The 22,440-nt window shown below is 46.9% G+C and carries 22 protein-coding genes; 18 read left to right on the top strand and 4 right to left on the bottom strand.

Going from position 1 to position 22,440, the window contains the following annotated elements:
* From J9B83_RS14990 to J9B83_RS14965, 6 genes are all read left to right on the top strand, one after another.
* A partial coding sequence (locus tag J9B83_RS14990) for a TRAP transporter large permease subunit (RefSeq protein WP_211537622.1) occupies positions 1-216 on the top strand: 216 nt, incomplete at its 5' end.
* Between the two features lie 62 nt (positions 217-278).
* On the top strand, positions 279-773 hold the full coding sequence (locus J9B83_RS14985; RefSeq protein WP_211537621.1) for a universal stress protein: 495 nt from the start codon (positions 279-281) through the stop codon (positions 771-773).
* 158 nt (positions 774-931) lie between these two features.
* The gene (gene smrA, locus J9B83_RS14980; RefSeq protein WP_328797750.1) at positions 932-1,510 is read left to right on the top strand and encodes a DNA endonuclease SmrA; all 579 of its coding nucleotides are present in this window, start codon (positions 932-934) and stop codon (positions 1,508-1,510) included.
* Positions 1,511-1,662: 152 nt separating this feature from the next.
* Positions 1,663-4,584, top strand: a complete 2,922-nt coding sequence (locus J9B83_RS14975) for an insulinase family protein (protein ID WP_211537620.1) — start codon at positions 1,663-1,665, stop codon at positions 4,582-4,584.
* A 50-nt stretch (positions 4,585-4,634) separates the two neighbouring features.
* Positions 4,635-5,741, top strand: coding sequence for a 1-acyl-sn-glycerol-3-phosphate acyltransferase (locus J9B83_RS14970; protein WP_211537619.1), 1,107 nt, complete (start codon positions 4,635-4,637; stop codon positions 5,739-5,741).
* A gap of 38 nt (positions 5,742-5,779) precedes the next feature.
* Entirely contained in the window at positions 5,780-6,529 is a 750-nt protein-coding gene (locus tag J9B83_RS14965) for a lysophospholipid acyltransferase family protein (protein WP_328797749.1), read from the top strand.
* A gap of 88 nt (positions 6,530-6,617) precedes the next feature.
* Here the strand turns inward: J9B83_RS14965 and fabB are convergent, their stop codons facing one another.
* Both fabB and fabA read right to left on the bottom strand, forming a co-directional pair.
* The gene (gene fabB / locus J9B83_RS14960; RefSeq protein ID WP_211537618.1) at positions 6,618-7,832 is read right to left on the bottom strand and encodes a beta-ketoacyl-ACP synthase I; all 1,215 of its coding nucleotides are present in this window, start codon (positions 7,830-7,832) and stop codon (positions 6,618-6,620) included.
* A gap of 26 nt (positions 7,833-7,858) precedes the next feature.
* A complete protein-coding gene (gene fabA, locus J9B83_RS14955) occupies positions 7,859-8,374 on the bottom strand; it encodes a 3-hydroxyacyl-[acyl-carrier-protein] dehydratase FabA (protein WP_211537617.1) in 516 nt (171 codons plus the stop codon).
* Between the two features lie 303 nt (positions 8,375-8,677).
* On the opposite strand from fabA, the gene J9B83_RS14950 reads away from it, so the two are divergent.
* Positions 8,678-9,565: an alpha/beta fold hydrolase gene (locus tag J9B83_RS14950; RefSeq protein ID WP_211537616.1), complete on the top strand. Its 888-nt coding sequence runs from the start codon at positions 8,678-8,680 to the stop codon at positions 9,563-9,565.
* 44 nt (positions 9,566-9,609) lie between these two features.
* Here J9B83_RS14950 and ispB read toward each other — a convergent pair whose 3' ends face one another.
* Complete coding sequence (ispB, locus tag J9B83_RS14945) at positions 9,610-10,590, bottom strand: octaprenyl diphosphate synthase (RefSeq protein ID WP_211537615.1); 981 nt, start codon at positions 10,588-10,590, stop codon at positions 9,610-9,612.
* A 282-nt stretch (positions 10,591-10,872) separates the two neighbouring features.
* Between ispB and rplU the strand changes: the two genes are divergently transcribed.
* From rplU to J9B83_RS14920, 5 genes are all read left to right on the top strand, one after another.
* Positions 10,873-11,181 carry a 50S ribosomal protein L21 gene (gene rplU / locus J9B83_RS14940; protein ID WP_211537614.1) on the top strand — a complete coding sequence of 103 codons (309 nt, stop codon included), beginning with the start codon at positions 10,873-10,875 and terminating at the stop codon, positions 11,179-11,181.
* 32 nt (positions 11,182-11,213) lie between these two features.
* Entirely contained in the window at positions 11,214-11,471 is a 258-nt protein-coding gene (gene rpmA / locus J9B83_RS14935; protein ID WP_111608656.1) for a 50S ribosomal protein L27, read from the top strand.
* A 107-nt stretch (positions 11,472-11,578) separates the two neighbouring features.
* Entirely contained in the window at positions 11,579-12,769 is a 1,191-nt protein-coding gene (gene cgtA, locus J9B83_RS14930) for an Obg family GTPase CgtA (protein ID WP_211537613.1), read from the top strand.
* Between the two features lie 26 nt (positions 12,770-12,795).
* The gene (proB, locus tag J9B83_RS14925; RefSeq protein WP_211537612.1) at positions 12,796-13,920 is read left to right on the top strand and encodes a glutamate 5-kinase; all 1,125 of its coding nucleotides are present in this window, start codon (positions 12,796-12,798) and stop codon (positions 13,918-13,920) included.
* A gap of 12 nt (positions 13,921-13,932) precedes the next feature.
* Positions 13,933-14,295, top strand: a complete 363-nt coding sequence (locus tag J9B83_RS14920; RefSeq protein WP_211537611.1) for a diacylglycerol kinase — start codon at positions 13,933-13,935, stop codon at positions 14,293-14,295.
* Between the two features lie 53 nt (positions 14,296-14,348).
* On the opposite strand, the gene rpsT is transcribed toward J9B83_RS14920, so the two are convergent.
* Complete coding sequence (gene rpsT / locus J9B83_RS14915; RefSeq protein WP_148834639.1) at positions 14,349-14,612, bottom strand: 30S ribosomal protein S20; 264 nt, start codon at positions 14,610-14,612, stop codon at positions 14,349-14,351.
* A 239-nt stretch (positions 14,613-14,851) separates the two neighbouring features.
* On the opposite strand from rpsT, the gene murJ reads away from it, so the two are divergent.
* The 6 genes from murJ to ispH all read left to right on the top strand — a co-directional run bounded on the left by murJ (position 14,852) and on the right by ispH (position 22,222).
* Positions 14,852-16,426, top strand: a complete 1,575-nt coding sequence (gene murJ, locus J9B83_RS14910) for a murein biosynthesis integral membrane protein MurJ (RefSeq protein ID WP_211537610.1) — start codon at positions 14,852-14,854, stop codon at positions 16,424-16,426.
* Positions 16,427-16,556: 130 nt separating this feature from the next.
* Entirely contained in the window at positions 16,557-17,486 is a 930-nt protein-coding gene (gene ribF / locus J9B83_RS14905; RefSeq protein ID WP_211537609.1) for a bifunctional riboflavin kinase/FAD synthetase, read from the top strand.
* A 32-nt stretch (positions 17,487-17,518) separates the two neighbouring features.
* Entirely contained in the window at positions 17,519-20,341 is a 2,823-nt protein-coding gene (gene ileS, locus J9B83_RS14900; protein WP_211537608.1) for an isoleucine--tRNA ligase, read from the top strand.
* Complete coding sequence (gene lspA / locus J9B83_RS14895) at positions 20,341-20,847, top strand: signal peptidase II (protein WP_211537607.1); 507 nt, start codon at positions 20,341-20,343, stop codon at positions 20,845-20,847. Before ileS ends, lspA begins: the two co-directional genes overlap by 1 nt.
* Positions 20,844-21,275 carry an FKBP-type peptidyl-prolyl cis-trans isomerase gene (locus tag J9B83_RS14890; protein WP_211537606.1) on the top strand — a complete coding sequence of 144 codons (432 nt, stop codon included), beginning with the start codon at positions 20,844-20,846 and terminating at the stop codon, positions 21,273-21,275. Before lspA ends, J9B83_RS14890 begins: the two co-directional genes overlap by 4 nt.
* The gene (ispH, locus tag J9B83_RS14885) at positions 21,272-22,222 is read left to right on the top strand and encodes a 4-hydroxy-3-methylbut-2-enyl diphosphate reductase (RefSeq protein WP_211537605.1); all 951 of its coding nucleotides are present in this window, start codon (positions 21,272-21,274) and stop codon (positions 22,220-22,222) included. Before J9B83_RS14890 ends, ispH begins: the two co-directional genes overlap by 4 nt.
* Positions 22,223-22,440: the final 218 nt, after the last annotated feature.

Here is a 22,440-nt window from a genome sequence, read left to right as displayed (position 1 = left end):
CATTTTGGTATCGTGATGGTGTGTAGCTTATCGATCGGTTTCTCAACGCCACCATTGGGAGAGAACCTGTTTGTGGCATCGGGTATTTCCGATACCCCACTGGAAGAAGTGACGGCGAAAGCCATGCCGTTTGCCTTGGTGTCCACACTGGCGGTGATCCTGATTGCTTATATCCCGCAAATAGCCCTGACCTTGCCAAGATTATTAGGTTACTAATCTAAAATGACGCTGTTCTGTCCTGACCTTTAGGGCAGAGCACGGTTAAAAGGAGTGACGACATGCTTCAAGTGAATAAGATTTTATACAGCACGGACTTGTCAAAAGGGTCTGAAAAATCCTTTGAATATGCGGTGTTCTTAGCCAAAAGTACGGGCGCAGACATTCATATTTTGCACGTGGTTGAAAAGCTCTCTAGTGACGCTAAAATGGCACTAGAAAGCTATGTGATGGACGATGGTCAGCGTGGTGAAATGCTCAAAGCCCGTAAACGCCAAGCGTTGAGCAAGTTAGAAGCAAGACAAGATGAGTACTGGGCGGCTGTTGATTCTGATGATCTTGTGTTTCGTGACAAGGTAAAAAGCCTAAAAGTGATCGAATCTTATCCAGTAGAAGCGATTTTAAACACATCCCGTGATTTAGGTGTTGACCTTATTGTGATGGGAACTCATGAAAAAGGGTTTGTGGAAACTTTCTTGGGTAGTGTGGCGAAAAACGTATTGTCGAGATCCAGAGTGCCGGTCTTAGTCGTACCACTTATTGATAAGCGTCGTTAAGTTATTGTCTGCTTGCATTTCAAATATAGGTGCGCTGATTCGTTAGAAATGACATGATCGGCCACTTATTTTGTATCGATACAAAAAGCTCCTATATTGGGGCTTTTATCGTTTTTAATGGGCGCCTTTGCTGCGTGATGTAAAGGGAGGAATATTCAGTGAAAGACGACGATATGTCTTTATTTGCGCAAGAAGTAGCGGGCATCATGCCACTGCAGAAAAGCGAAATTTACTTAAAGAAAAAAGGGCTTGAGGTAGATTTTCAGGAGCGTCGCAGTGCGGCACAAATCGCCATAGAGGCGGACAATAATCACCTATCTCATGATTATGTGGAGAAAGTTGATCCTAATGCCATGCTGGAATACAAGCGTTCGGGTGTACAAGACGGCGTTTTCAAACGGTTGCGACAAGGTAAATATGGCATTGAATCACGGCTTGATTTACACCAAAAAACCGTGGCTCAAGCCCGTGAGCTGGTGTATCAATTTGTCGAAGATTGCCTTCGTAACGACATTCGCGTGGCCATTATTGTGCACGGGAAGGGGGATCGAACCCCTGATCCAGACATGCGTGCCATGATCAAAAGTTACATCAATAAATGGCTAAAAGATTTGGATCAGGTGATGGCGTTTCATACTGCCCAGCGCCACCATGGCGGCTTGGGTGCTGTGTATGTGTTGCTAAGAAAGACCGAGAAAGCTCGCTTGGAAGATTGGGAAAAACACCAAAAACGCTGAGTTTCCGTGTGTTTGCCAACAAAGCAATCACGTTAGTTCGTGCAGTAAAAGCCATGTTTTTGCTATAATCCCGCCACTTTGCTGTCTTGAGATTGTCTCAAGCTGCCCCAAAACATAGACAGAACAGAATTCTAATTTTATCGAGGTTGAGAATGGCAAATAGCACCGCGCACCATCCTGCGTTTACGTTTCTTCGCAGTGAGTTTATCGACGCTCTTAATGTTACCGTGCAAGAGTTTGAGCACAAAGTAACGGGTGCCAAGCATTTTCATATTGCATCTGACAACGACGAAAACGTGTTTCTTGTTGGCCTAAAAACGGTACCGACCGACTCTTGCGGTGTCGCGCATATTTTAGAGCATACGGTGTTGTGTGGCTCCGAGCGTTTTCCTGTGCGTGATCCCTTTTTTATGATGATCCGCCGATCGTTGAATACCTTTATGAACGCCTTTACGTCTTCGGACTGGACGGCGTATCCGTTCGCCAGTAAAAACAAGAAAGACTTTAATAACTTATTGGGTGTGTATCTAGACGCGGTATTTTTCTCTCGCCTAGACGAATTGGATTTTTCTCAAGAAGGCCACCGCTTGGAGTTCGCCGAGCCTGACAACGCGGAATCCGATCTGACCTTCAAAGGGGTCGTGTTTAACGAAATGAAAGGTGCCATGAGCTCCACGACGTCCGTGCTGTGGCAAACCCTGACCAAATACCTGTTCCCGAACAATACCTATCACTTCAACTCTGGTGGCGAGCCAACCGATATTCCAGACTTATCCTACGAGGATTTGCTGGCGTTTTATCGCACGCATTATCATCCATCGAACGCTGTATTCATGACGTTTGGCGACATTCCCGCGGACACGCTTCAAGCGGAATTTGAAAGCAAGGTGTTAAGCCGATTTGAACGTCTAGAAGAACAAGTCAGTGTGCCCAATGCGAAGCGCTATTTTTCACCCGTACGTGTGGAAGAAGGCTACGCGGCAGAAGAAGTCAAAGAAGATGGCAGCCATGTGGTTGTTGCTTGGTTGTTGGGCGAAAGCACCGATTTGAATCAGCAATTTGAAGCGCAATTACTGTCTAGTGTGTTATTGGACAACAGCGCTTCGCCTTTGCTGCGCGTGCTGGAAAACAGCGACCTGGGTCGTGCGCCATCGCCTTTATGCGGCCTTGAAGACAGCAACAAAGAAATGAGTTTCATGTGTGGTCTGGAAGGCGTGAAGCGCGAAGACGCGCCGAAAGTCGAAGCCTTAGTCCTATCGACGCTGGAAAACATAGCAGAAAATGGTGTACCACAAGAGATGGTCGACGCCATGTTGCATCAGTTGGAACTGAGCCAGCGTGAAGTGGGTGGTGGCAGTTATCCGTATGGTTTGCAGTTGATTTTGGCCGGACTATCGACAGCCGTGCATGCCGGCAATGTTATTGCTCAGCTTGATCTCGACCCTGTGATCCATGCCATGCGTGAAAAAGTGCAGGACAAAGAGTACATTCCTAATCTGATTAAAAGCCTGCTCGTGTCTAACGCTCACCGAGTGACTTTGACCCTAAGTCCAGACGATGCGCTTGAGGCTCGCCGTAACCAAGCCGAAAAAGATCGCCTTAGCCAAATCAAGGCGGCTCTTTCTGATGCCGACAAGCAGCGCATTATCGAACGCAGTGCAGCGCTAAAAGTGCGTCAGTCTCAAGTGGACGACATGAGCATCTTGCCGAAAGTCGGTTTGGAAGATGTGCCTGCCCGCTTGCCTGAGTACGACTGCGAGAAAGTCAGTGGAGATTTGCCGGTGACTTTTTATCCGCAAGGCACTAATGGCTTGGTGTATCAGCAGTTGGTGATTGATCTGCCTGAACTAGATGACGAAGAGCTGGAATATTTACCGCTGTTTTCGTCGATGATGACAGAATTGGGCATCGGCGAAGACGATTACCTCGCTGTGCAAGAGCGTCAAGCGCAAGTGTGTGGCGGTTTGGGCGCGTCTAATTCGATTCGTGCGACTACGTCTGATCGTCAGTCTTTGCAGGGCTACTTTATTTTATCCTCTAAAGCCTTGGTGCCCAATGTAAAGGCCATGAGCGAACTGCTTAAAGATACCATGTTGAATGTGCGCTTTGATGAAGCCAGCCGAGTCAAAGAGCTGGTGGCGCAGCGTCGCGCTCGTCGCGAGCAATCTATTACAGGGCAAGGTCACTCATTGGCGATGACCGCCGCCTCCAGTGCCTTGTCAGGTTTGGCCGCACAGCAAGAAAAATGGGGCGGCATGTCAGGTATTCGTAGCGCTATTGCGTTGGACGATGGTATGAAAGCCGATTCTCACATTGTGGATAACGTATTAGCGGTGTTTAAACGCTTGCACAACAAGCTGCTGCAAGCCAACAAGCAAATCTTGCTGGTGGCAGAGCCTCAGCATGAAGCAAGTCTACTAGAAATTGTTCAGGCAGTATTTTCTCAGATGCCAGCCGGCAGCGTGCAAAGCACTTTTGCCATCGCACCAGTAGATGCCACCTCTAAGGTGGCATGGTTGACCTCGACTCAGGTGAATTTCTGCAGTAAAGCCTTCCGTACGGCTTATGGCGAACACCCCGATGTAGCGGCCTTGACAGTATTGGGTGGCTTCTTGCGCAACGGTTTCTTGCATCGTGCGATTCGTGAGCAAGGCGGTGCTTACGGTGGCGGTGCGACATTCGATGGCAGCATAGGCGCGTTCCGCTTCTATTCTTACCGTGACCCACGTTTGACGGAAACATTGGCAGATTTCGATGCGTCCATTGAATGGATGCTGTCTGAAGATCACAGCGCAGAGGCTCTAGAAGAGGCCATTTTGGGCGTGATTGGCTCGATGGATAAACCTGGCTCCCCAGCAGGTGAAGCGCAAAGTGATTTCTATGTGCAACTGCATGGCCGCAGCTTGGCGTATCGCGAGGCATTTCGCGCGAAAATCTTGGCGGTGACCATAGAGCAATTAAAACAGGTTACTCAAACCTATTTGACCAAAGAAAATGAAAATCTTGCCGTGGTGACATCAACGTCCAAACGTGCAGAGTTAGAAAGCTTAGGGTTTGATATTCAAACCCTGTAATAAGCCTGGAAATAACGAAAACGACACAGTTTATACTGACGGAAAATTCAATGGATCAGTTTCATGATATACGCCCCTATAACGACGATGAGGTCGCCGAGGTGCTTTATAATCTGGTAGAAATGCCAGATTTTATTAATACGATAATCGGTTTTCGCTTTGCCAAATGGCCAAGATTCCTCCAAGCGCCCTTGGCGTTTGGGGTGAAGTTTGCCCTAAAACGGCAGATCGCTAAGATTAAAAATGTTCACGATTTTCAGATGATTGTCGCGAACTACATGGAACGTATGATCAAAACCACCACCACCAACGTGGAATACCGCGGTATTGAGAAGTTGGATAAAAATACTGGCTATCTCTTCTTGTCGAACCACAGAGACATTGCCATGGACCCTGCGTTTGTCAACTATGGCCTGTATTTAGCTGGCTTAAACACGGTACGCATTGCCATTGGTGATAATTTGCTGCGTCGGCCTTTTGTGTCTGATTTGATGCGTCTGAATAAGAGTTTTATTGTAAAGCGTTCTGCCAATGGCATCCGCGAGATGATGGCAGCGTTTGGTCAGTTGTCCGCCTACATTTCTCATTCATTGGTCAAAGATCAGGCGAATATTTGGATCGCACAGAAAGAAGGGCGCGCCAAAGACGGTTTGGATCAAACGGACCCTGCCATTATTAAAATGTTTTATATGAGCCAGAAGAAAGAGAAAATCCCCTTTTCTCAAGCCATGGCCAATCTAAAAATTGTTCCTGTGTCTATTTCCTACGAGTACGACCCGTGTGCTTTTGAAAAAGCCCGCGAGCTACATCAAAAATCTACTACAGGGAATTACGAAAAAGCCGAATTTGAAGACATCGATAGCATCAAAAATGGCATTGTCGGCCAAAAAGGTAAGGTGGTCGTGACCTTTGGTGATGTGATGAAGGATGAATTTGAGACGCCAGAAACCTTCGTAGCGGAAGTCGATCGTCAAATTATTTCGCATTATGCCATCCACTCAACAAATGAAGCGGCCCTGGCGATGCAACAAGGTTTGCCATCTACTGATAAGGTGTTCGCAAGCTATCTTGAGCGATGTCCAGACGACTTAAAGGAAACGGTGCTGGCTATGTACGCGAATCCGTTAAAACAACAACAGGCATATTCGCCAACCTAACGTAGGTAACAAAAAAAGGGAGTAAGGTGACAATGAGTATGTTGGAGTCGTTGAGATCCTGGGTTGGTTCGGTATTTTTCGCCCTGTATTACATGGTATCCACCATTTTATTTGGCGTATTAGCGCCTTTTGCGACGATATTGTTGCCGAAAAACGCGCGGCAGCCGGTGCTAAATTTGCACAACAAGGGGCTGTTATTTGTGTTCCGTGTGGCGTGTGGTGTGAAGGTCGAAATCATAGGCCGTGAGCATATCAATAAAAATCGTCCTGTAGTGCTGGTAGCAAATCATCAGAGTGAATGGGAAACCTATGTGCTGCAGGTGCTGATGGCACCGGTATCGACGGTGCTTAAAAAAGAGCTGCTGTCTGTGCCTTTCTTTGGTTGGGGGTTGCGTATGGTGCAACCGATTGCGATTGATCGCTCTCAAAAAACCAATGCGCTAAAACAAATTATTAGTCAAGGTAAGGAGCGTTTGGAAGACGGCCGTTCAGTATTAATCTTTCCTGAAGGTACTCGTATTGCTCCGAATGAAGTCGAGGCTTTCAATAAAGGGGCGGCTATGCTCGCGACATCGGCGAATGTACCGATTTTACCCGTGGTGCATAATGCTGGCTATACTTGGCCCGGCCGACGTTGGCGCAAGTTTCCCGGCACGATTCGTGTTGTTATTGGCGAAGTCATTGAGTCGGAAGGCAAAAAAACGTCTGCCTTGCATGAAGAAATGGATGTTTGGATGCGTGCTGAAATGGCTAAACTACCAAAAGGAAATGACATCCTTTTTAAGTAGACCTGACTTGGTACTTTACAATAGACAAATAAAAAGCCGCATTTTGAAAATGCGGCTTTTTTTGTGCCTAATCTAGTAGAAACTGGGATTAGGCAGAGTATTTCTTGAATACTAGGCTAGCGTTTGTGCCACCAAAACCAAAGCTGTTAGACATGATCAAGTTAAGATCAGCATCGTCTTTGCGTGTCATGACAACAGGAATATCGCCCGCTGCAGGATCAAGCTCATCGATATTGGCGGATGCTGCGATGAATTTGTTTTCCATCATTAGCAAACAGTAGATGGCTTCATGAACGCCAGCCGCACCCAAGGAGTGGCCAGACAGCGATTTGGTAGAGCTGATCAATGGGATATTTTTACCGAAGGTTTCGTTCACCGCTTGCAACTCTTTCATGTCGCCAGCAGGGGTACTTGTACCATGGGTATTGATGTAATCGATGTCGCCATCAATCGTGCTCATTGCCATTTGCATACAACGTACTGCGCCTTCGCCAGAAGGAGCAACCATGTCGTAACCGTCAGAGGTTGCACCGTAGCCAACAAGTTCTGCGTAGATTTTTGCACCACGTGCTTTGGCGTGTTCAAGCTCTTCGATCACTAGCATACCGCCGCCGCCAGCAATAACGAAACCGTCACGGTTGGCATCGTAAGCGCGAGACGCTTTTTCTGGCGTGTCGTTGTACTTAGAAGATAGCGCACCCATTGCATCAAACATGCAGGTTTGCGTCCAGCTTTCTTCTTCACCACCACCGGCAAATACGATGTCTTGTTTGCCAAGTTGAATCAACTCCATCGCGTTACCAATGCAGTGAGCGCTGGTGGAACAAGCGGATGTAATCGAGTAATTAACACCTTTGATCTTAAACGGCGTCGCCAAGCAAGCCGACACAGTGCTGCCCATAGTTTGGGTAACACGGTATGGACCAACACGTTTTACGCCTTTAGCGCGTAGTGTATCAGCAGAGTCCACTAAGTTCTTAGCAGATGCACCGCCAGAACCTGCGACCAGACCGGTGCGAATGTTAGAAACCTGCTCTTCTGTTAAGCCAGCGTCCGTAATGGCCTGTTGCATAGAAACATAAGCATAGGTTGCAGCATCGCCCATGAAACGGCGAACTTTGCGGTCGATACTTTCTGCATCTAAATCAATGCGTCCACAAACGTGGCTACGAAAGCCATGTTCTTTGTAATCTTCAGCAAAGCGAATGCCAGATTGGCCTTCGCGTAGGGAATTTAGAACGCTTTCTTTGTCATTGCCAAGACAGCTAACAATGCCAAGACCTGTTACTACTACACGACGCATAAATGTGCCTCTTTCATTCTTAATCTTTAGAAGTTATCTGTTGAGGTAAACAAACCAACACGCAAATCTTTTGCAGTGTAAATTTCACGACCATCAACTTTCACACTACCATCTGCAATTCCCATTACCAATTTGCGCTCGATTACGCGTTTAAGGGTAATGTGAAAGGTAACTTTTTTTGCAGTAGGTAGAATTTGCCCAGTAAATTTCACCTCGCCAGAACCCAATGCGCGACCTCGGCCTTTATTGCCTTTCCAGCCTAGGAAAAAGCCAACAAGCTGCCACATGGCGTCTAGCCCTAAACAACCTGGCATAACTGGATCGCCAGGGAAGTGACAAGCGAAGAACCATAGGTCTGGGTTGATATCCAGCTCAGCAATAATTTCGCCTTTGCCGAATTCTCCGCCTTCAGCTGAGATGTGAGTAATGCGATCCATCATTAGCATATTGCCAACAGGAAGTTGGGCATTGCCTGCACCAAACATTTCACCGTGGCCGCATTGTAATAGTTCGTCTTTTTCAAAAGATGAAGCTGTAGTCATTATAGTCCTATATCCACATCCAGCCGATGACTCAAAATGGTCTGGCGGATTGTCGTGGTCCAGTTTGCAGTAAAAAATCCCGCTGATTATATCGGTTTGGAACCTTAATATGAATGTTTGAGCTGAAAAAAACCGAATTACCTGCATGAAAAATGATCATTGTGTTTAAGTTTGAGTCATTTTGAGGGAATTCAATGGGTAAAAATAGAATAGATAGGCTTTTGTTATTACATCGGTGGTTGTATTCTCTGATTAGATATTTTTATGGGTTATATCTAATTGTCTTAAAATGGTGTGAAACGAATGACGAAGCACAAGTTGTTGCCGTGGCTGTATCCGGTAGAAGAAGGTCATATTCAGGGCTATACCCGTCTTGTTGATGACACATTATCAACGATTCATTTTTTGCACGGTAATGGTTTTGCAGTGAATACCTACATCCGTTTTTTAGAGCAGCTAGAGGGATATAACCTTGTTCTTCAAGATGCCGCAGGTCATGGAGAATCTACGGCTGGATCGCGATTTTTAGGTTGGAATGAAACCGCAGAGCGTTTTTCGGCTGCGCTCATGGCTCAAAAGGCCAATTTACCTCGTACCAAAGTGATTGGCATGGGGCACAGTTTTGGTGGGTGTATGACGGCATTGATGAGCGCACAAGATCCTGAATTGTTTGATCGTCTGGTTTTGCTGGACCCTGCATTGTTCCCTCCACGACTGATTTGGATGATGCGTGGTGTGAAATTCGCCGGGCTGAAAAGTCGTCTTCCTCTTGCGAGGCAGGCGCGTCGGCGTCGTACTCAGTGGGACAGTATTGAGCAGGCCAAAAATAGTTTTTATGAACGCGGCACCTTTAAGGGGTGGGAGCCTGAATGTCTGGACGATTACCTTGCCGCTTCTCTCAAACAAGTCTCAACAGGGCAGTATCATTTGCGTTGTCCAACCTGGATGGAAGAGGCAATTTTCTCCAGTTATCCAAAAGGTTTATGGCCTGCCATTAAGAATATTACCGTACCGACTTACCTATTGCAGGGTAAAAATACCTACGATTATTTCAAAGAGTCTTATCAACTGGCCGCAAGATTGAATCCCAACATCCGAGTGATTGAGGTAGAAGGTGGGCATTGTTTTATGCAAGAAGACACGACTGGTATTGCCGCTAAAGTGATGAGTATCCTACGAGAAAATCCTTAGTAAAATGAAACAGGTGCATTTTACTAAGGATGACATGGTTCTTTTTAGTTGCGACGTTTAACGGAGGCGTTTGCAAGACCAATAAGAGCCGATTTATATTCAGATTCTGGTAGAGAGGCGATGGCGTCAATGGCCAGATCCGCTTGCTCTTGTGCTTTTTGTTGGGTGTATTCAATGGCACCACACGATTGTACGTCGTTTATAATCGTATCAAGTTGCTCTAAGCCGCCGGTAAGAATGGCTTGTTTGACACGTTCGACGGCTTCTTGACTGCCATGTTTCATGGTGAAGATAAGTGGCAGGGTTGGTTTGCCTTCGGCTAAATCGTCGCCCACACTTTTGCCCATTTCTTCGGCGGTACTGGTGTAGTCCATCACATCGTCGATAAGTTGAAAAGCGGTGCCTACGTACATACCAAAATCTTGCAGTGCCTTCTGGTGTGCTTCATTGGCCCCGGCGATGACGGCACCACAAAGTGCGGCGCCTTCAAACAGTTTGGCGGTTTTGTATTGAATGACTTTAAGGTAGCTGTCTTCAGTCGTGTCTGGATCGCCACAGTTGATCAGCTGTTGCACTTCACCTTCTGCAATGATGTTGGTGGTTTTTGCAAGAATGCTCATGCACTGCATGCTGCCTACATCCACCATGATTTGAAAGGCGCGGGAATATAAAAAGTCACCGACTAAAACACTGGGTGCGTTGCCCCATTCTTCATTGGCGGTTTTTTTACCACGACGCATATCAGACTCATCAACCACGTCATCATGCAGCAAGGTCGAGGTATGAATAAACTCAATAATCGTCGCCATTTGAATGGTTTGATGTTGCTGCGATTCGTCTAGAGGCGCGCTGGCTTTGGCTGCTAACAAAACCAATAGAGGTCTAAGTCGTTTGCCGCCATTGCTGATAATGTAGTAGCCAATCTGCTCAATAAGGGGAATGTCACTGCTAAGCTGTGACATTATATATTCATTCACTTGACCAAATTCATTGGCCACAACATCGTGTATTTGTGTAGGTTGCATGCAATTTCCGAAGCTAAAGAATCTCAAGCTAATGAGCAAGTTTGCCCCATGCTAGGTAAGGCGTGTGTCAGGGTCAACCCAAAATGCAAAAAATGTATAAAGGTCTGGGTTTTAGCTTGTATTGGTTGGTGCGATTTTGTACAATCTTGCGTCCGATTTACCCACATTTTGCTCCCTATCATATGGTTAGTGATTTTTGTCCGATTCGGCCAAAGACTTATTGCCACTAGAAGTAGGTCAAATTCAATTTCAGTAGCCGGGTAAATCCAATTGGAGAAGAACATGTTTGCAGTGATCAAAACTGGCGGTAAGCAATACCGTGTAGAAGAAGGCCAAACCCTTAAAGTTGAAAAACTAGCGTTTGAAGAAGGCAGTGCGATTAATTTCGATGATGTTCTTCTTGTTAGCAATGGCGACGACGTTAAAGTTGGCGCACCTATCGTAGAAGGCGCTAAAGTAACAGCGGAAGTTGTTGCTCATGGCCGTGGAGACAAGGTGAAAATCTTGAAATTCCGTCGTCGTAAGCACTCTATGAAGCGTATGGGTCATCGTCAGTGGTTCACAGAAGTGAAAATTACTGGCATTAGCTAAGCCCTAACTAAATTAATTTTAAGGAGTAAGTCATGGCTCATAAAAAGGCGGGTGGTAGTACTCGTAACGGTCGCGATTCCGAGTCGAAACGATTAGGTGTCAAACGTTTTGGTGGTCAAGTTGTGATCCCAGGTAACATCCTTGTTCGTCAGCGTGGTACACAATTCCACCCTGGTGTTGGTGTTCAAATTGGTAAAGATCACACTTTGTTTGCTGTTGCAGAAGGCCAAGTGAAGTTTGAAGTGAAAGGTAAGTTGAAGCGTCGTACAGTTTCTGTTGTCGCTGCGTAATTACTTGCTAAAAACTTAAAAAAAGCTCCGCGACGCGGGGCTTTTTTTTTGGAAGAATTCTATAATCAGTCTATTGAAATTGATTAAACCACCTAAGAGGTGTTCCTGTGAAATTTGTTGATGAAGCCAGTATCTATGTAAGAGCGGGTAAAGGCGGAAATGGCGCGTTGAGTTTTTGGCGTGAAAAGTTTGTTGCGAAAGGTGGCCCAGACGGTGGCGACGGCGGCAACGGCGGCAGTGTTGTGTTGGTGGCGGACGAAGCCCTAAACACCCTGATTGATTTTCGTTTTACGAAAAAGTACATTGCAGAAAGCGGTGAGGGTGGTCAAGGTCGCGATATGACAGGTTCCAAAGGGCCTGACTTAGAAATCAAAGTGCCTGTAGGTACGACGGTTATCGATGACGACACGGGTGAAACGCTGGGTGATTTAGTACGCGATGGGCAAAAGCTCAAAGTAGCACAGGGCGGTCATCATGGTTTAGGCAACACCCGCTTCAAATCCAGTACCAACCGCGCGCCTCGTCAAACGACAAAAGGTACGGTAGGCGAAGAGCGTACGTTAAAACTTGAGATGAAAGTCTTGGCAGACGTGGGCTTGCTTGGTTTGCCAAATGCTGGCAAGTCGACCTTTATTCGCTCTGTGTCATCGGCAAAACCAAAAGTCGCCGATTATCCTTTTACAACTCTAGTGCCAAACCTAGGTGTGGTTAAAGTTAAGAAGCATCAAAGTTTCGTGATTGCCGATATTCCAGGCATCATTGAAGGAGCGTCTGAAGGTGCGGGTTTGGGTATTCGTTTCTTGAAGCACTTGGTGCGCAACCGTATTTTGTTGCACATCGTCGATTTGGCGCCGTGGGACGAAATTACACCAGCAGAAGCGGCTGTGATTGCAGTAAACGAACTGCATCAGTTCAGCCCTGCTTTGGCCGAGCGTGACCGTTGGTTGGTTTTGAATAAAACTGACATGGTGCCAGAAGATGAACTAGAAGAGCGCTGCCAAAGCGTGATTGATGCCCTTGGTTGGGAAGGTAAAGCATACCGTATTTCCGCTATTTCTGGCGAAGGTACCGAAGTTTTGTGTTTGGACTTGATGACCGCACTTGATGAGCAACGTGAACTCTTGATGGAAAATCCAGAGGCTCGCGAGAAAGAAAAAGCCGTTCGTGCGTTGATCGATGAAGAAGGTCGAAATCGCATTATGTCGTTGCGTGAGAAGCGCCGTTTAGCCGGTAAAGCCTTGGACGATGATGACTTCGACGAAGACGATTACGATGTGGAAGTGGAATACGTTAGCTAATCTGATAGGTGGGAAGCAGTAACAACATGGAAATGCGAGAGAAAATAGCGAAGGCGCAACGAGTCGTGGTTAAAATTGGCAGTGCACTACTGACCAACGATGGACAAGGCTTAGATGTGGCTCGAATTGGTTTGTGGGTGTCACAAATTGCGCAATTGCGTGCGCAGGGCAAAGAAGTGGTTTTGGTGTCCTCAGGTTCCATTGCGGCTGGTATGAAGCGCCTCGGTTTTTCTTCTCGCCCCACGCAGGTGAATGAGCTACAGGCGGCAGCGGCCGTGGGTCAAATGGAGTTAGTCGGTGTTTATGAATCCCATTTTGAGCAGCATGATTTATGCACAGCGCAAATTCTGCTGACCCATGATGATCTATCGAATCGCCGACGCTATTTAAACGCACGCTCTTCCTTGCGAACCTTGCTTGGTTTTGGTGTTGTACCCATTGTGAACGAGAATGATACGGTTGTAACCGATGAGATTCGCTTTGGTGACAACGATACCTTGGGGGCCTTAGTGGCAAACCTTGTTGAGGCCGATGCTTTGATTATATTGACCGATCAGCTTGGGTTGTTTGATAAAAACCCTCGTGATTATCAAGACGCCCAGCTGATTCCTCAGATTTCTGCTTCAGACGATCGGCTGGAGTCGATGGCCAGTGGTGGCGCTGGAGTGCTGGGCAGTGGCGGCATGTTGACGAAAGTGCGAGCCGCACGGCTGGCGGCACGTTCTGGTGCAGACACCTTGATTGCCTCCGGCCGAGTAGAAAATGTCATCGTCAGAGTGGCATCGGGTGAGCCTTTAGGGACTTGGTTGCAGCCAGAGCATGGTCGAGTGGCAGCGCGCAAGCAGTGGTTAGCTGGGCACTTAAAAAGTAGAGGTGCACTGGTGCTGGATGACGGTGCTGTGAAAGCATTACGTCAAGAGGGCACGAGCTTGCTCTCTGTTGGTGTTAAAGACGCGCAAGGCACGTTTTCTCGTGGTGATATGGTAATTTGCGTTGACTCTAAAGGTGGCTTAGTTGCGCGAGGTTTGGTGAATTACAGTGTGGCTGAAACACTCAAGCTGTTAGGTCAGCCTTCGTCCAGCATTGGTGACATCCTGGGTTATCGAGGTGAGCCTGAGTTAATTCATCGCGATGATTTGGTTATTATTTAAAAAGAGGCGGTTATGGCAAAGCCAGGCAAAGTAGGACTGGAACGTGTTTTAAGTGCATCTAAATATTCCTATCAAGGGTTGCGTGCGCAGTGGCAGCATGAGGCTGCATTTCGACAAGAGACGTGTTTGTTTCTCATTGCTTTGCCGCTCGCAATTTGGCTTGGTGAGTCTGGGCTTGAGCGGGCTGTGCTGATCTTTTCGGTTGGTATGGTGTTGATTGTCGAGACCTTGAATTCAAGTGTTGAGGCGGTTGTGGATCGCATTAGCAATGAGCATCATGAGCTGTCTGGTAGAGCAAAAGATTTAGGATCGGCTGCCGTGATGTTGGCATTGGCGCTGGCTGCGATAGTTTGGCTGGTTGTGTTGTGCGGATAACGAAATTTTTAGACATAAAAAAAACCGGCATTCGCCGGTTTTTTTTATAGGTATTAAGCCAGTGCTTTGATTTTAGCACTCAAGCGGCTCTTATGACGAGACGCTTTGTTTTTGTGATATAGGCCTTTGTCAGCGGCTTTGTCTAGCTTAGAAGTTGCTAGAACGTAAGCTGCTTGTGCGTCAGCTTGATTGCCTGCTTCGATAGCTGCATCTACTTTTTTTAAGTAGGTACGAACCATTGAACGAAGGCTACCATTGTGAGCGCGGCTTTTGATTGCTTGGCGCGCGCGTTTTTTTGAACCGGCGGAATTTGCCACGGTCTGGCTCCTTTAATTTTAAATACGAAATGACTCAGCACTTTGCTGCGCCATGAAATTATTGTCAAGTTTTAACTTTGAAATCTCGCGGCGGATTTTACCAGTTTTTAGCGCTGTCACAACCCTATTATACAAAATTTAATCAAATGAGCGGATATATTTGGCTGCGTTCGTATTGCGGCTGGTGTTATTCTGTTGCGCTTTGTTGGTTTATTTTGTTGTTTAAAAAGAAATTATCTATGTCTGTAAAAAAATCTACTGCTGAAAAAGAGCGTAAGTCTTTGTCTTTATTGCGTTCTGGTGTCTTAGTGTCTGTGTGTACGTTTTTATCTCGCATTCTTGGCTTGGTCAGAGATGCGGCGTTGGCCTTTGTTTTAGGGGCGAGCGGCAGCGCTGATGCTTTTTATGTTGCTTTTAAAATCCCTAATTTTTTTCGTCGTTTGTTTGCAGAAGGGGCTTTCGCGCAGGCCTTTGTGCCGGTATTGAGTGATTATCGTGTGAAAGAAGGGCCAGGAGAGGTGCGGGCGCTGGTTTCGGCTGTTACCGGTTCGCTGGCCTTGATTTTGTTGTGTGTCACTGTGCTGTTTATGGTGTGCGCGCCCTGGGTGGTGTATGTGTTCGCGCCGGGGTTTGCGGGCGACGAGGGACAGACTGCGTTGGCGTCTGAGTTGTTGGTGATTACCTTTCCTTATTTATTATTTATTTCTTTAACGGCGTTGGCAGGGGGGGTTTTAAATGCTCATGGTGAATATGCTGTGCCGGCGATTACACCTATCTTTCTTAATCTTTCTCTTATTGTCGCAACGTTATTTTTTGCCCGTACAGCAGCGCAAGCGGAGACCGCGGTGGCGTGGGGGGTATTTGCGGCAGGTTTTATCCAGTTGATGTTTCAAGTGCCGTTTTTGGCGCGATTGAAATTGTTACCGATGCCAACGTTAGGTTTTTCTCATCCTGGCGTAAGGCGTATTTTAGTGTTGATGGGGCCAGCTTTGTTTGGTGTGTCGGTAAGTCAGATTAACTTGTTGTTAGATACCGTGTTAGCGTCATTTTTGCAGACGGGCAGCATTACTTGGTTGTACTTATCAGATCGCTTGTATGAGCTGCCGTTGGGGATTTTTGCGATTGCGATCAGTACCGTGATCTTGCCGTCCTTGTCTCGTAGCTTTTCTGGTGGTGACGCGAGTCAGTTTTCAAGTACCTTGGATTGGGCGTTGCGTCTTTTGTTGTTGATTGCCATTCCTTCGTCGCTGGCGTTGTTTATGTTGGCAGAACCCTTAATTGCGACGATTTTCTACCGTGGGGAGCTGACGATCAATGATGTGACCATGGCGGCGCAAAGTCTGCAGGCGTATTCGCTTGGGTTGGTGTTTATGATGCTGATTAAGGTGCTCGCGCCTGGGTATTATGCAAGGCAAGACGTGAAAACGCCGGTTCGCATTGGCATTATCGCCATGGTGTCTAACATGGTGTTTAACTTGATATTGGTATGGCCTTTTGGGCACGTTGGCTTGGCGTTGGCGACCAGTATGTCGGCGGCGTTGAACGCATATTTACTTTGGTATGGTTTGTACAAACAGCAGCATCATGTGTTTTCAGTGCAGTGGTGGCGACTGCTGCGAATTTTGCTGAGTGCGACGATCGCTCTGGGGGCTTTTTTGTATGTCTGTTTGCAGCAAGGTTGGCAATGGACGCAAATGGATGATTGGTCGCGAGTTGGCTACACCTTGGCTATTGTGGTGTTGGGTGTGTTGGTTTATGGCTTGGTGGCGGTAATGGCGGGTTTGCGGTCGTCGATACTGAAGCATTCTGTGTGATGAGCATGCGTTAAAGCGCGGCGCAGATTGCTTGACTTGTTCAAGTTCTGGCCTACCTTCAGACGGTTAACTGCTATATAATCGCGGGTATTTTTTCAATACTGAGCTTAATGTTTTTGTACGGGGTGGTATGGAGTTAATTCGTGGTATTCATAATATCCGTTCAAGGCATAAAGAATGTGTGCTGACGATAGGAAACTTTGACGGTGTTCATCTTGGACACAGTGCTATTTTGTCTCGGGTGAAAGCTCTGGCGAAGCAATACGATGTGCCAGCGTGCATCATGATTTTTGAGCCTCAGCCAAGAGAATTTTTTGCGCCAGATACAGCGCCAGGTCGAATTGGTCGATTGCGTGACAAGGTGGCTTTATTGGCAGGTCAAGGCATCGATTATGTACTGTGTATGCCGTTTAACCCCAAGTTACAGCAGCTGAATGCTCAGGCGTTTTGTCAGAAAATTCTGCTTGATGGACTGTCGGTAAAGCATTTAGTCGTTGGCGATGATTTCCGCTTTGGCTGTGATCGACAAGGAGACTTTGAGTACCTACAAGCCTTCGGTCGTCAGAACCACTTTGATGTTGAAAATACCCCGTCCGTGTTGAATGTATTGGGTGAGCGTGTCAGCAGTACCGTGATACGCCATGCTCTTGAGCGTGGCGATGTGGCGGCGGCAGAAATGAACATGGGTCATCCTGTCACCTTAAATGGCCGTGTTGTACATGGTCAGCAGTTAGGTCGAAAGCTCGGTTTCCCAACCGCCAACGTCAATTTGAAGGGAGTGCGATCTGCGTTGTCAGGTGTGTACGCTGTGATGTTTGATGTGGAAGGTATGCGCCATAATGGCGTGGCCAATATCGGTGTGCGTCCAACCGTGAATGGTAAAATTGCCATTCTAGAAGTGCATTTATTAGATTTTAAAGGCGATCTGTACGACAAATATGTTCAGGTTACTTTCTGTCAGTTCATTAGGGCAGAGCGAAAAATGGCCGGCTTAAGTGAGCTGGAAAAACAAATTCAATGTGATAAAGAAGAAGCCATCCGCTTCTTTGCTAATCAGTGAAAAGATGATCTTTGAGGATAAATCGATAAACCATGAGTGATTATAAACCGACACTGAATTTGCCAGATACGACCTTCCCAATGCGTGGAGACTTGGCAAAACGTGAACCTGCAATGCTGAAGCGTTGGCAGGATATGGACCTTTACCAAAAAGTGCGTGAAACCAGCAAGGGTCGTCCTTCTTTTGTGCTTCATGATGGCCCTCCGTACGCAAACGGCAGCATTCATATTGGTCACGCGGTTAACAAAATCCTCAAAGATATTATTGTTAAGTCCAAAACCGTCAGTGGCTTTGATGCGCCTTACATTCCGGGTTGGGATTGTCATGGTTTGCCTATCGAGCACAAAGTCGAACAGATGATTGGGAAAGCGGGCACCAAGGTGTCTTACAAAGAGTTTCGTGCAAAATGCCGTGAATACGCTTACACCCAAATCGAAGCACAGAAAAAAGACTTTATCCGTTTGGGCGTCATGGGCGATTGGGAAAATCCTTATCTCACGATGAACTTCCAAACTGAGGCCAATATTGTTCGCGCCTTGGGTAAAATCGCCGAAAACGGTCATCTGGTCAAAGGCTTTAAGCCGGTGTATTGGAGTGTGGTCGGTGGCTCTGCTTTAGCAGAAGCGGAAGTGGAATACCAAGACAAAACGTCTTTGTCTCTCGATGTGCGTTACGCGCCTCAAGACGAAGCCGCTTTACTAGCGAAATTTGCTGATGTGACCGGTGAAGGTGAAGTGTCTGTGGCTATCTGGACTACTACGCCTTGGACGCTGCCTGCAAGCCAAGCGGTGTCTGTGCACCCTGAGTTTAACTATGCCTTGGTTGAAGTGGACATGGGCTTGGGTAAAGAGCGTCTAATCGTTGCTGAAGATATGGTTGAAGGTTTAATGGCGCGTTACGGCGTGACGGACTTTGCTGTTGTTGGTCGCACTGTGGGTGCCGAATTAAAAGGCACTGTGTTGAATCATCCTTTCTTAGAGCGTGATATCCCAGTCATCCTTGGTGAGCATGTCACCACAGAAGCGGGTACAGGTTGTGTCCATACGGCACCAGACCATGGCGTAGACGATTTCAATGTTGGCCGTGAAAATGGCATAGGTACGATTAACCTTGTACAAGACAATGGTGTCTATTCTGAAGCGGCCGGTGAATTTGCCGGCTTGCACGTTTACAAGGTGGACGATGCGATACTTGAGGCGCTAAACCGTAATAACGCTTTGGTTTTCGAGTCGAAAATCTTCCACAGTTATCCACATTGCTGGCGTACTAAAACGCCATTGATTTTCCGTGCGACACCGCAGTGGTTTATCAGCATGACCAAAGAAGGTCTGTTAGACGCCGCTAAACACGCCGTAGAAGGTGTGAAGTGGGTGCCAAGCTGGGGACAAAATCGCATGGAAGGGATGTTGAATAACAGTCCTGACTGGTGTGTGTCACGTCAACGTACTTGGGGTGTGCCGATTGCTTTGTTTATCAACAAAGAAACACAAGAGTTGCACCCAGACACGCCACGTCTTATTGAGGAAGTGGCGAAGCGTATCGAGCAAGAAGGCATTGATGCTTGGTTCGAAATGGACGCAGCAGAGTTATTGGGCGATGAGGCCGAGAAATACAGTAAGGTAACGGACACACTCGATGTGTGGTTTGACTCTGGTGTCACCCATTATTCGGTTATTGATCAGCGCGAAGAGTTAAGCTTCCCAGCTGACTTGTATTTGGAAGGGTCAGATCAACACCGTGGTTGGTTTCAGTCATCATTGAAAACCTCTATCGCAATCCGCGGTGTACCACCTTATAAGCAAGTATTGACCCACGGTTTTACTGTAGATGGCGACGGTCGCAAGATGTCGAAATCGTTAGGTAATGTATTGTCGCCACAAAAAGTGATGGATACCTTGGGGGCCGACATCATTCGTTTGTGGGTAGCGGCAACCGATTACACCACTGAAATGACCGTTTCTGATGAAATTCTAAAACGTGTGGCGGATTCTTACCGACGTATTCGTAATACGGCGCGCTTTATGATGGCGAATTTGAATGGTTTTAATCCGGCGACCGATATTGTGCCTTCAAGCGAAATGATCGCGTTAGACCGATGGATTGTTGACCGCGCGGCTTTGTTGCAAAAAGAATTAAACGCTGCATACAGCGATTACCAGTTCCATACGGTGAACCAGAAAATTCAAAATTTCTGTTCTGTGGATTTGGGTGGCTTCTATCTTGATGTTATTAAAGATCGTCAATACACCACACAAGAAGACAGCTTGGCACGTCGTTCCGCGCAAACGGCGCTTTACCATGTTATGGAAGCTTTTTCACGTTGGGTCGCTCCGATTTTGAGCTTCACCGCCGACGAAATTTGGCAAACCTTGCCTGGCGAACGTAGTGAGTCGGTTTTCCTAGAAACTTGGTACGAAGGGCTTGAAGAGCTGTCTGGCGATGAGCCGATGGGGCGTGAGTTCTGGAAGCAGGTTCTGGAGGCCAAAGTCGCCATTAACAAAGTCATAGAAGCAGCACGCAGTGCTGGCAAAATGAAAGCTAGTTTAAGTGCTGAAATTACCTTGTACTGTGATGAAACTTTGCAAACCACATTGAACCGTTTAGGGGATGAGTTACGTTTTGTACTTATAGCATCCGACGTGAAGGTATTGGCTTTGTCTGACGCAAGCGATGAGGCGGTAGCAACCGACTTGGAGAGTTTGAAAGTGCACGTAGAACTAAGTAAATACACCAAGTGTGTGCGTTGCTGGCACCACCGTGAAGAAGTTGGTCAGCGTGAAGCGCACCCAGAGTTGTGTGATCGTTGTATTTCAAACTTGCCAGATGGGGAAGGTGAAAAACGCCTTTACGCATAATGACGGTTTTGACTGTATGGAAAAGAGTCCAGCGCTGGTGGGCGCTGGCTCTGGTTCTGTTTGCCATTGATTGGGTTACAAAACAAGCGGTTGAGTCCAATTTGTTTTATGGGCAAGAAATTCCTGTTCTGCCGTTTTTTGATTTAACACTGCGTTACAACACTGGCGCTGCATTTAGTTTTCTGGCGCAAGCTGGTGGCTGGCAGCGCTGGTTCTTTTCGATTATTGCTTTAGCGGTGGTTGTCGGGATTAGTTGGCGATTAGTGAAAATAGCCAATAGTAATCGTTTGGAATCTTTGGCGCTGACTTTTGTTTTGGGCGGCGCCATTGGTAATTTATACGATCGTTTAGTTTACGGTCATGTGGTGGATTTTATACAGGTTCATTGGCAGCAAGCGTGGTATTTCCCTGCCTTTAATGTCGCAGACAGTGCAATTACCATTGGTGTTATTTTGATGTTGATAGAAAGTGTTGTGACGAATAAGCAAGAAGGTGCAAAAAAATGAGCGTAATTACTGCTGCAAGTCGGGTAACTCTGCATTTTGAATTGTCACTTGAAGATGGCCAAATTGTAGATTCAACTTTTTCTCAAGCGCCTGCCAGTTTTGTATTTGGCGATGGTAGCTTGTTACCGGCTTTTGAGTCGGCTTTGTTAGGGATGACAGAAGGTCAAGAAGGGTCTTATGTGATGGCGCCTGAAAATGCCTTTGGCGCGCACAATGAAAACAATGTTCAGCGAATGCCTCGTTCTCAGTTCTCGATGGATTTGGAAGAGGGGATGGTGGTGTCGTTTGCGGATGTCAGCAAAAATGAATTGCCAGGCGTTATTGCAAACATCGGTGAGAAAGAAGTCTTGGTGGATTTTAATCATCCCTTGGCGGGTCGTTCGCTTACTTTTCGCGTTCAGGTGATCGCCATAGAGGATGCGGCATGAGCTTTGCCATTCAACTCGCTAATCCTAGGGGCTTTTGCGCCGGTGTTGATCGTGCCATCGATATTGTGAATCGCTGTTTGGATCTTTTCGAGGCGCCTATCTATGTGCGTCACGAAGTGGTGCATAATAAGTTTGTGGTTGAGTCGTTAAAAGCTCGTGGGGCAGTATTTGTTGATGAGCTTGATCAGGTGCCAGACGACAATATTGTCATTTTCAGTGCACATGGCGTGTCAAAAGCGGTGCGCGACGAAGCTACCAATCGCGGTTTGAAAGTATTCGATGCGACATGTCCTTTGGTAACTAAGGTGCATTTAGAGGTGTTACGCTATTCTCGAGATGGGATGGAGTGCATTTTGATCGGCCATGATGGGCATCCTGAAGTGGAAGGCACTATGGGACAGTATGATGATCGACAAGGTGGTGCTATCTATCTGGTTGAGCATCCTGACGATGTTGCGGGGCTTCCGGTAAAGAACCCAGAGCGATTGGCGTTCGTGACACAAACCACGTTATCCATGGATGATACCTCTGTCGTTATCGATGCATTGCGTACTCATTTTCCCCAGATTACGGGCCCTAAAAAAGATGATATTTGCTATGCAACACAGAATCGACAAGATGCAGTAAAAACTTTAGCGGTGGAATCTCAGCTAGTGTTGGTGGTTGGTTCGGTGAACAGTTCGAATTCGAATCGTCTTAAAGAGTTGGCAGAGCGCATGGGAGCGAAAGCGTACCTGATCGATAACGCAGGTGAGATAGATACGGCTTGGCTCAGCGATATCGAGAGCGTGGGCGTAACAGCGGGTGCGTCCGCACCAGAAGTGCTGGTCAATGAGGTGATTGCTCGTCTTGTCGAGCTAGGTGGCAGTGCGCCGCAAGAGCTTAAAGGGCGCGAAGAGAATGTTTCTTTTTCTATGCCAAAAGAGCTTCGTATCGTCGAGTTGTAGGGCTTTTATTACCCTTAAAAATATTAAATTTAAATAAATCGCGTTTTTCTTCAAAAAAGGGTTGCACTAAATCAGTAGATCCTTAATATACGCCCTCGCTGACACGGACAAGGCTTCAGAGCAACGAGGACCAAGTTCAACTCACTAGATTAACTTCTGGTTTGATTATTAAGTCAGCACGCTCTTTAAAATAGATAATCAGATAATTTGTGTGGGCG

Source organism: Marinomonas vulgaris (assembly GCF_018145875.1).
In the GTDB taxonomy this organism is placed as follows: Bacteria; Pseudomonadota; Gammaproteobacteria; order Pseudomonadales; family Marinomonadaceae; genus Marinomonas; species Marinomonas vulgaris.
Note: the sequence above shows the minus strand (reverse complement) of the source record. Positions and strands in the feature narration are given on the sequence as shown.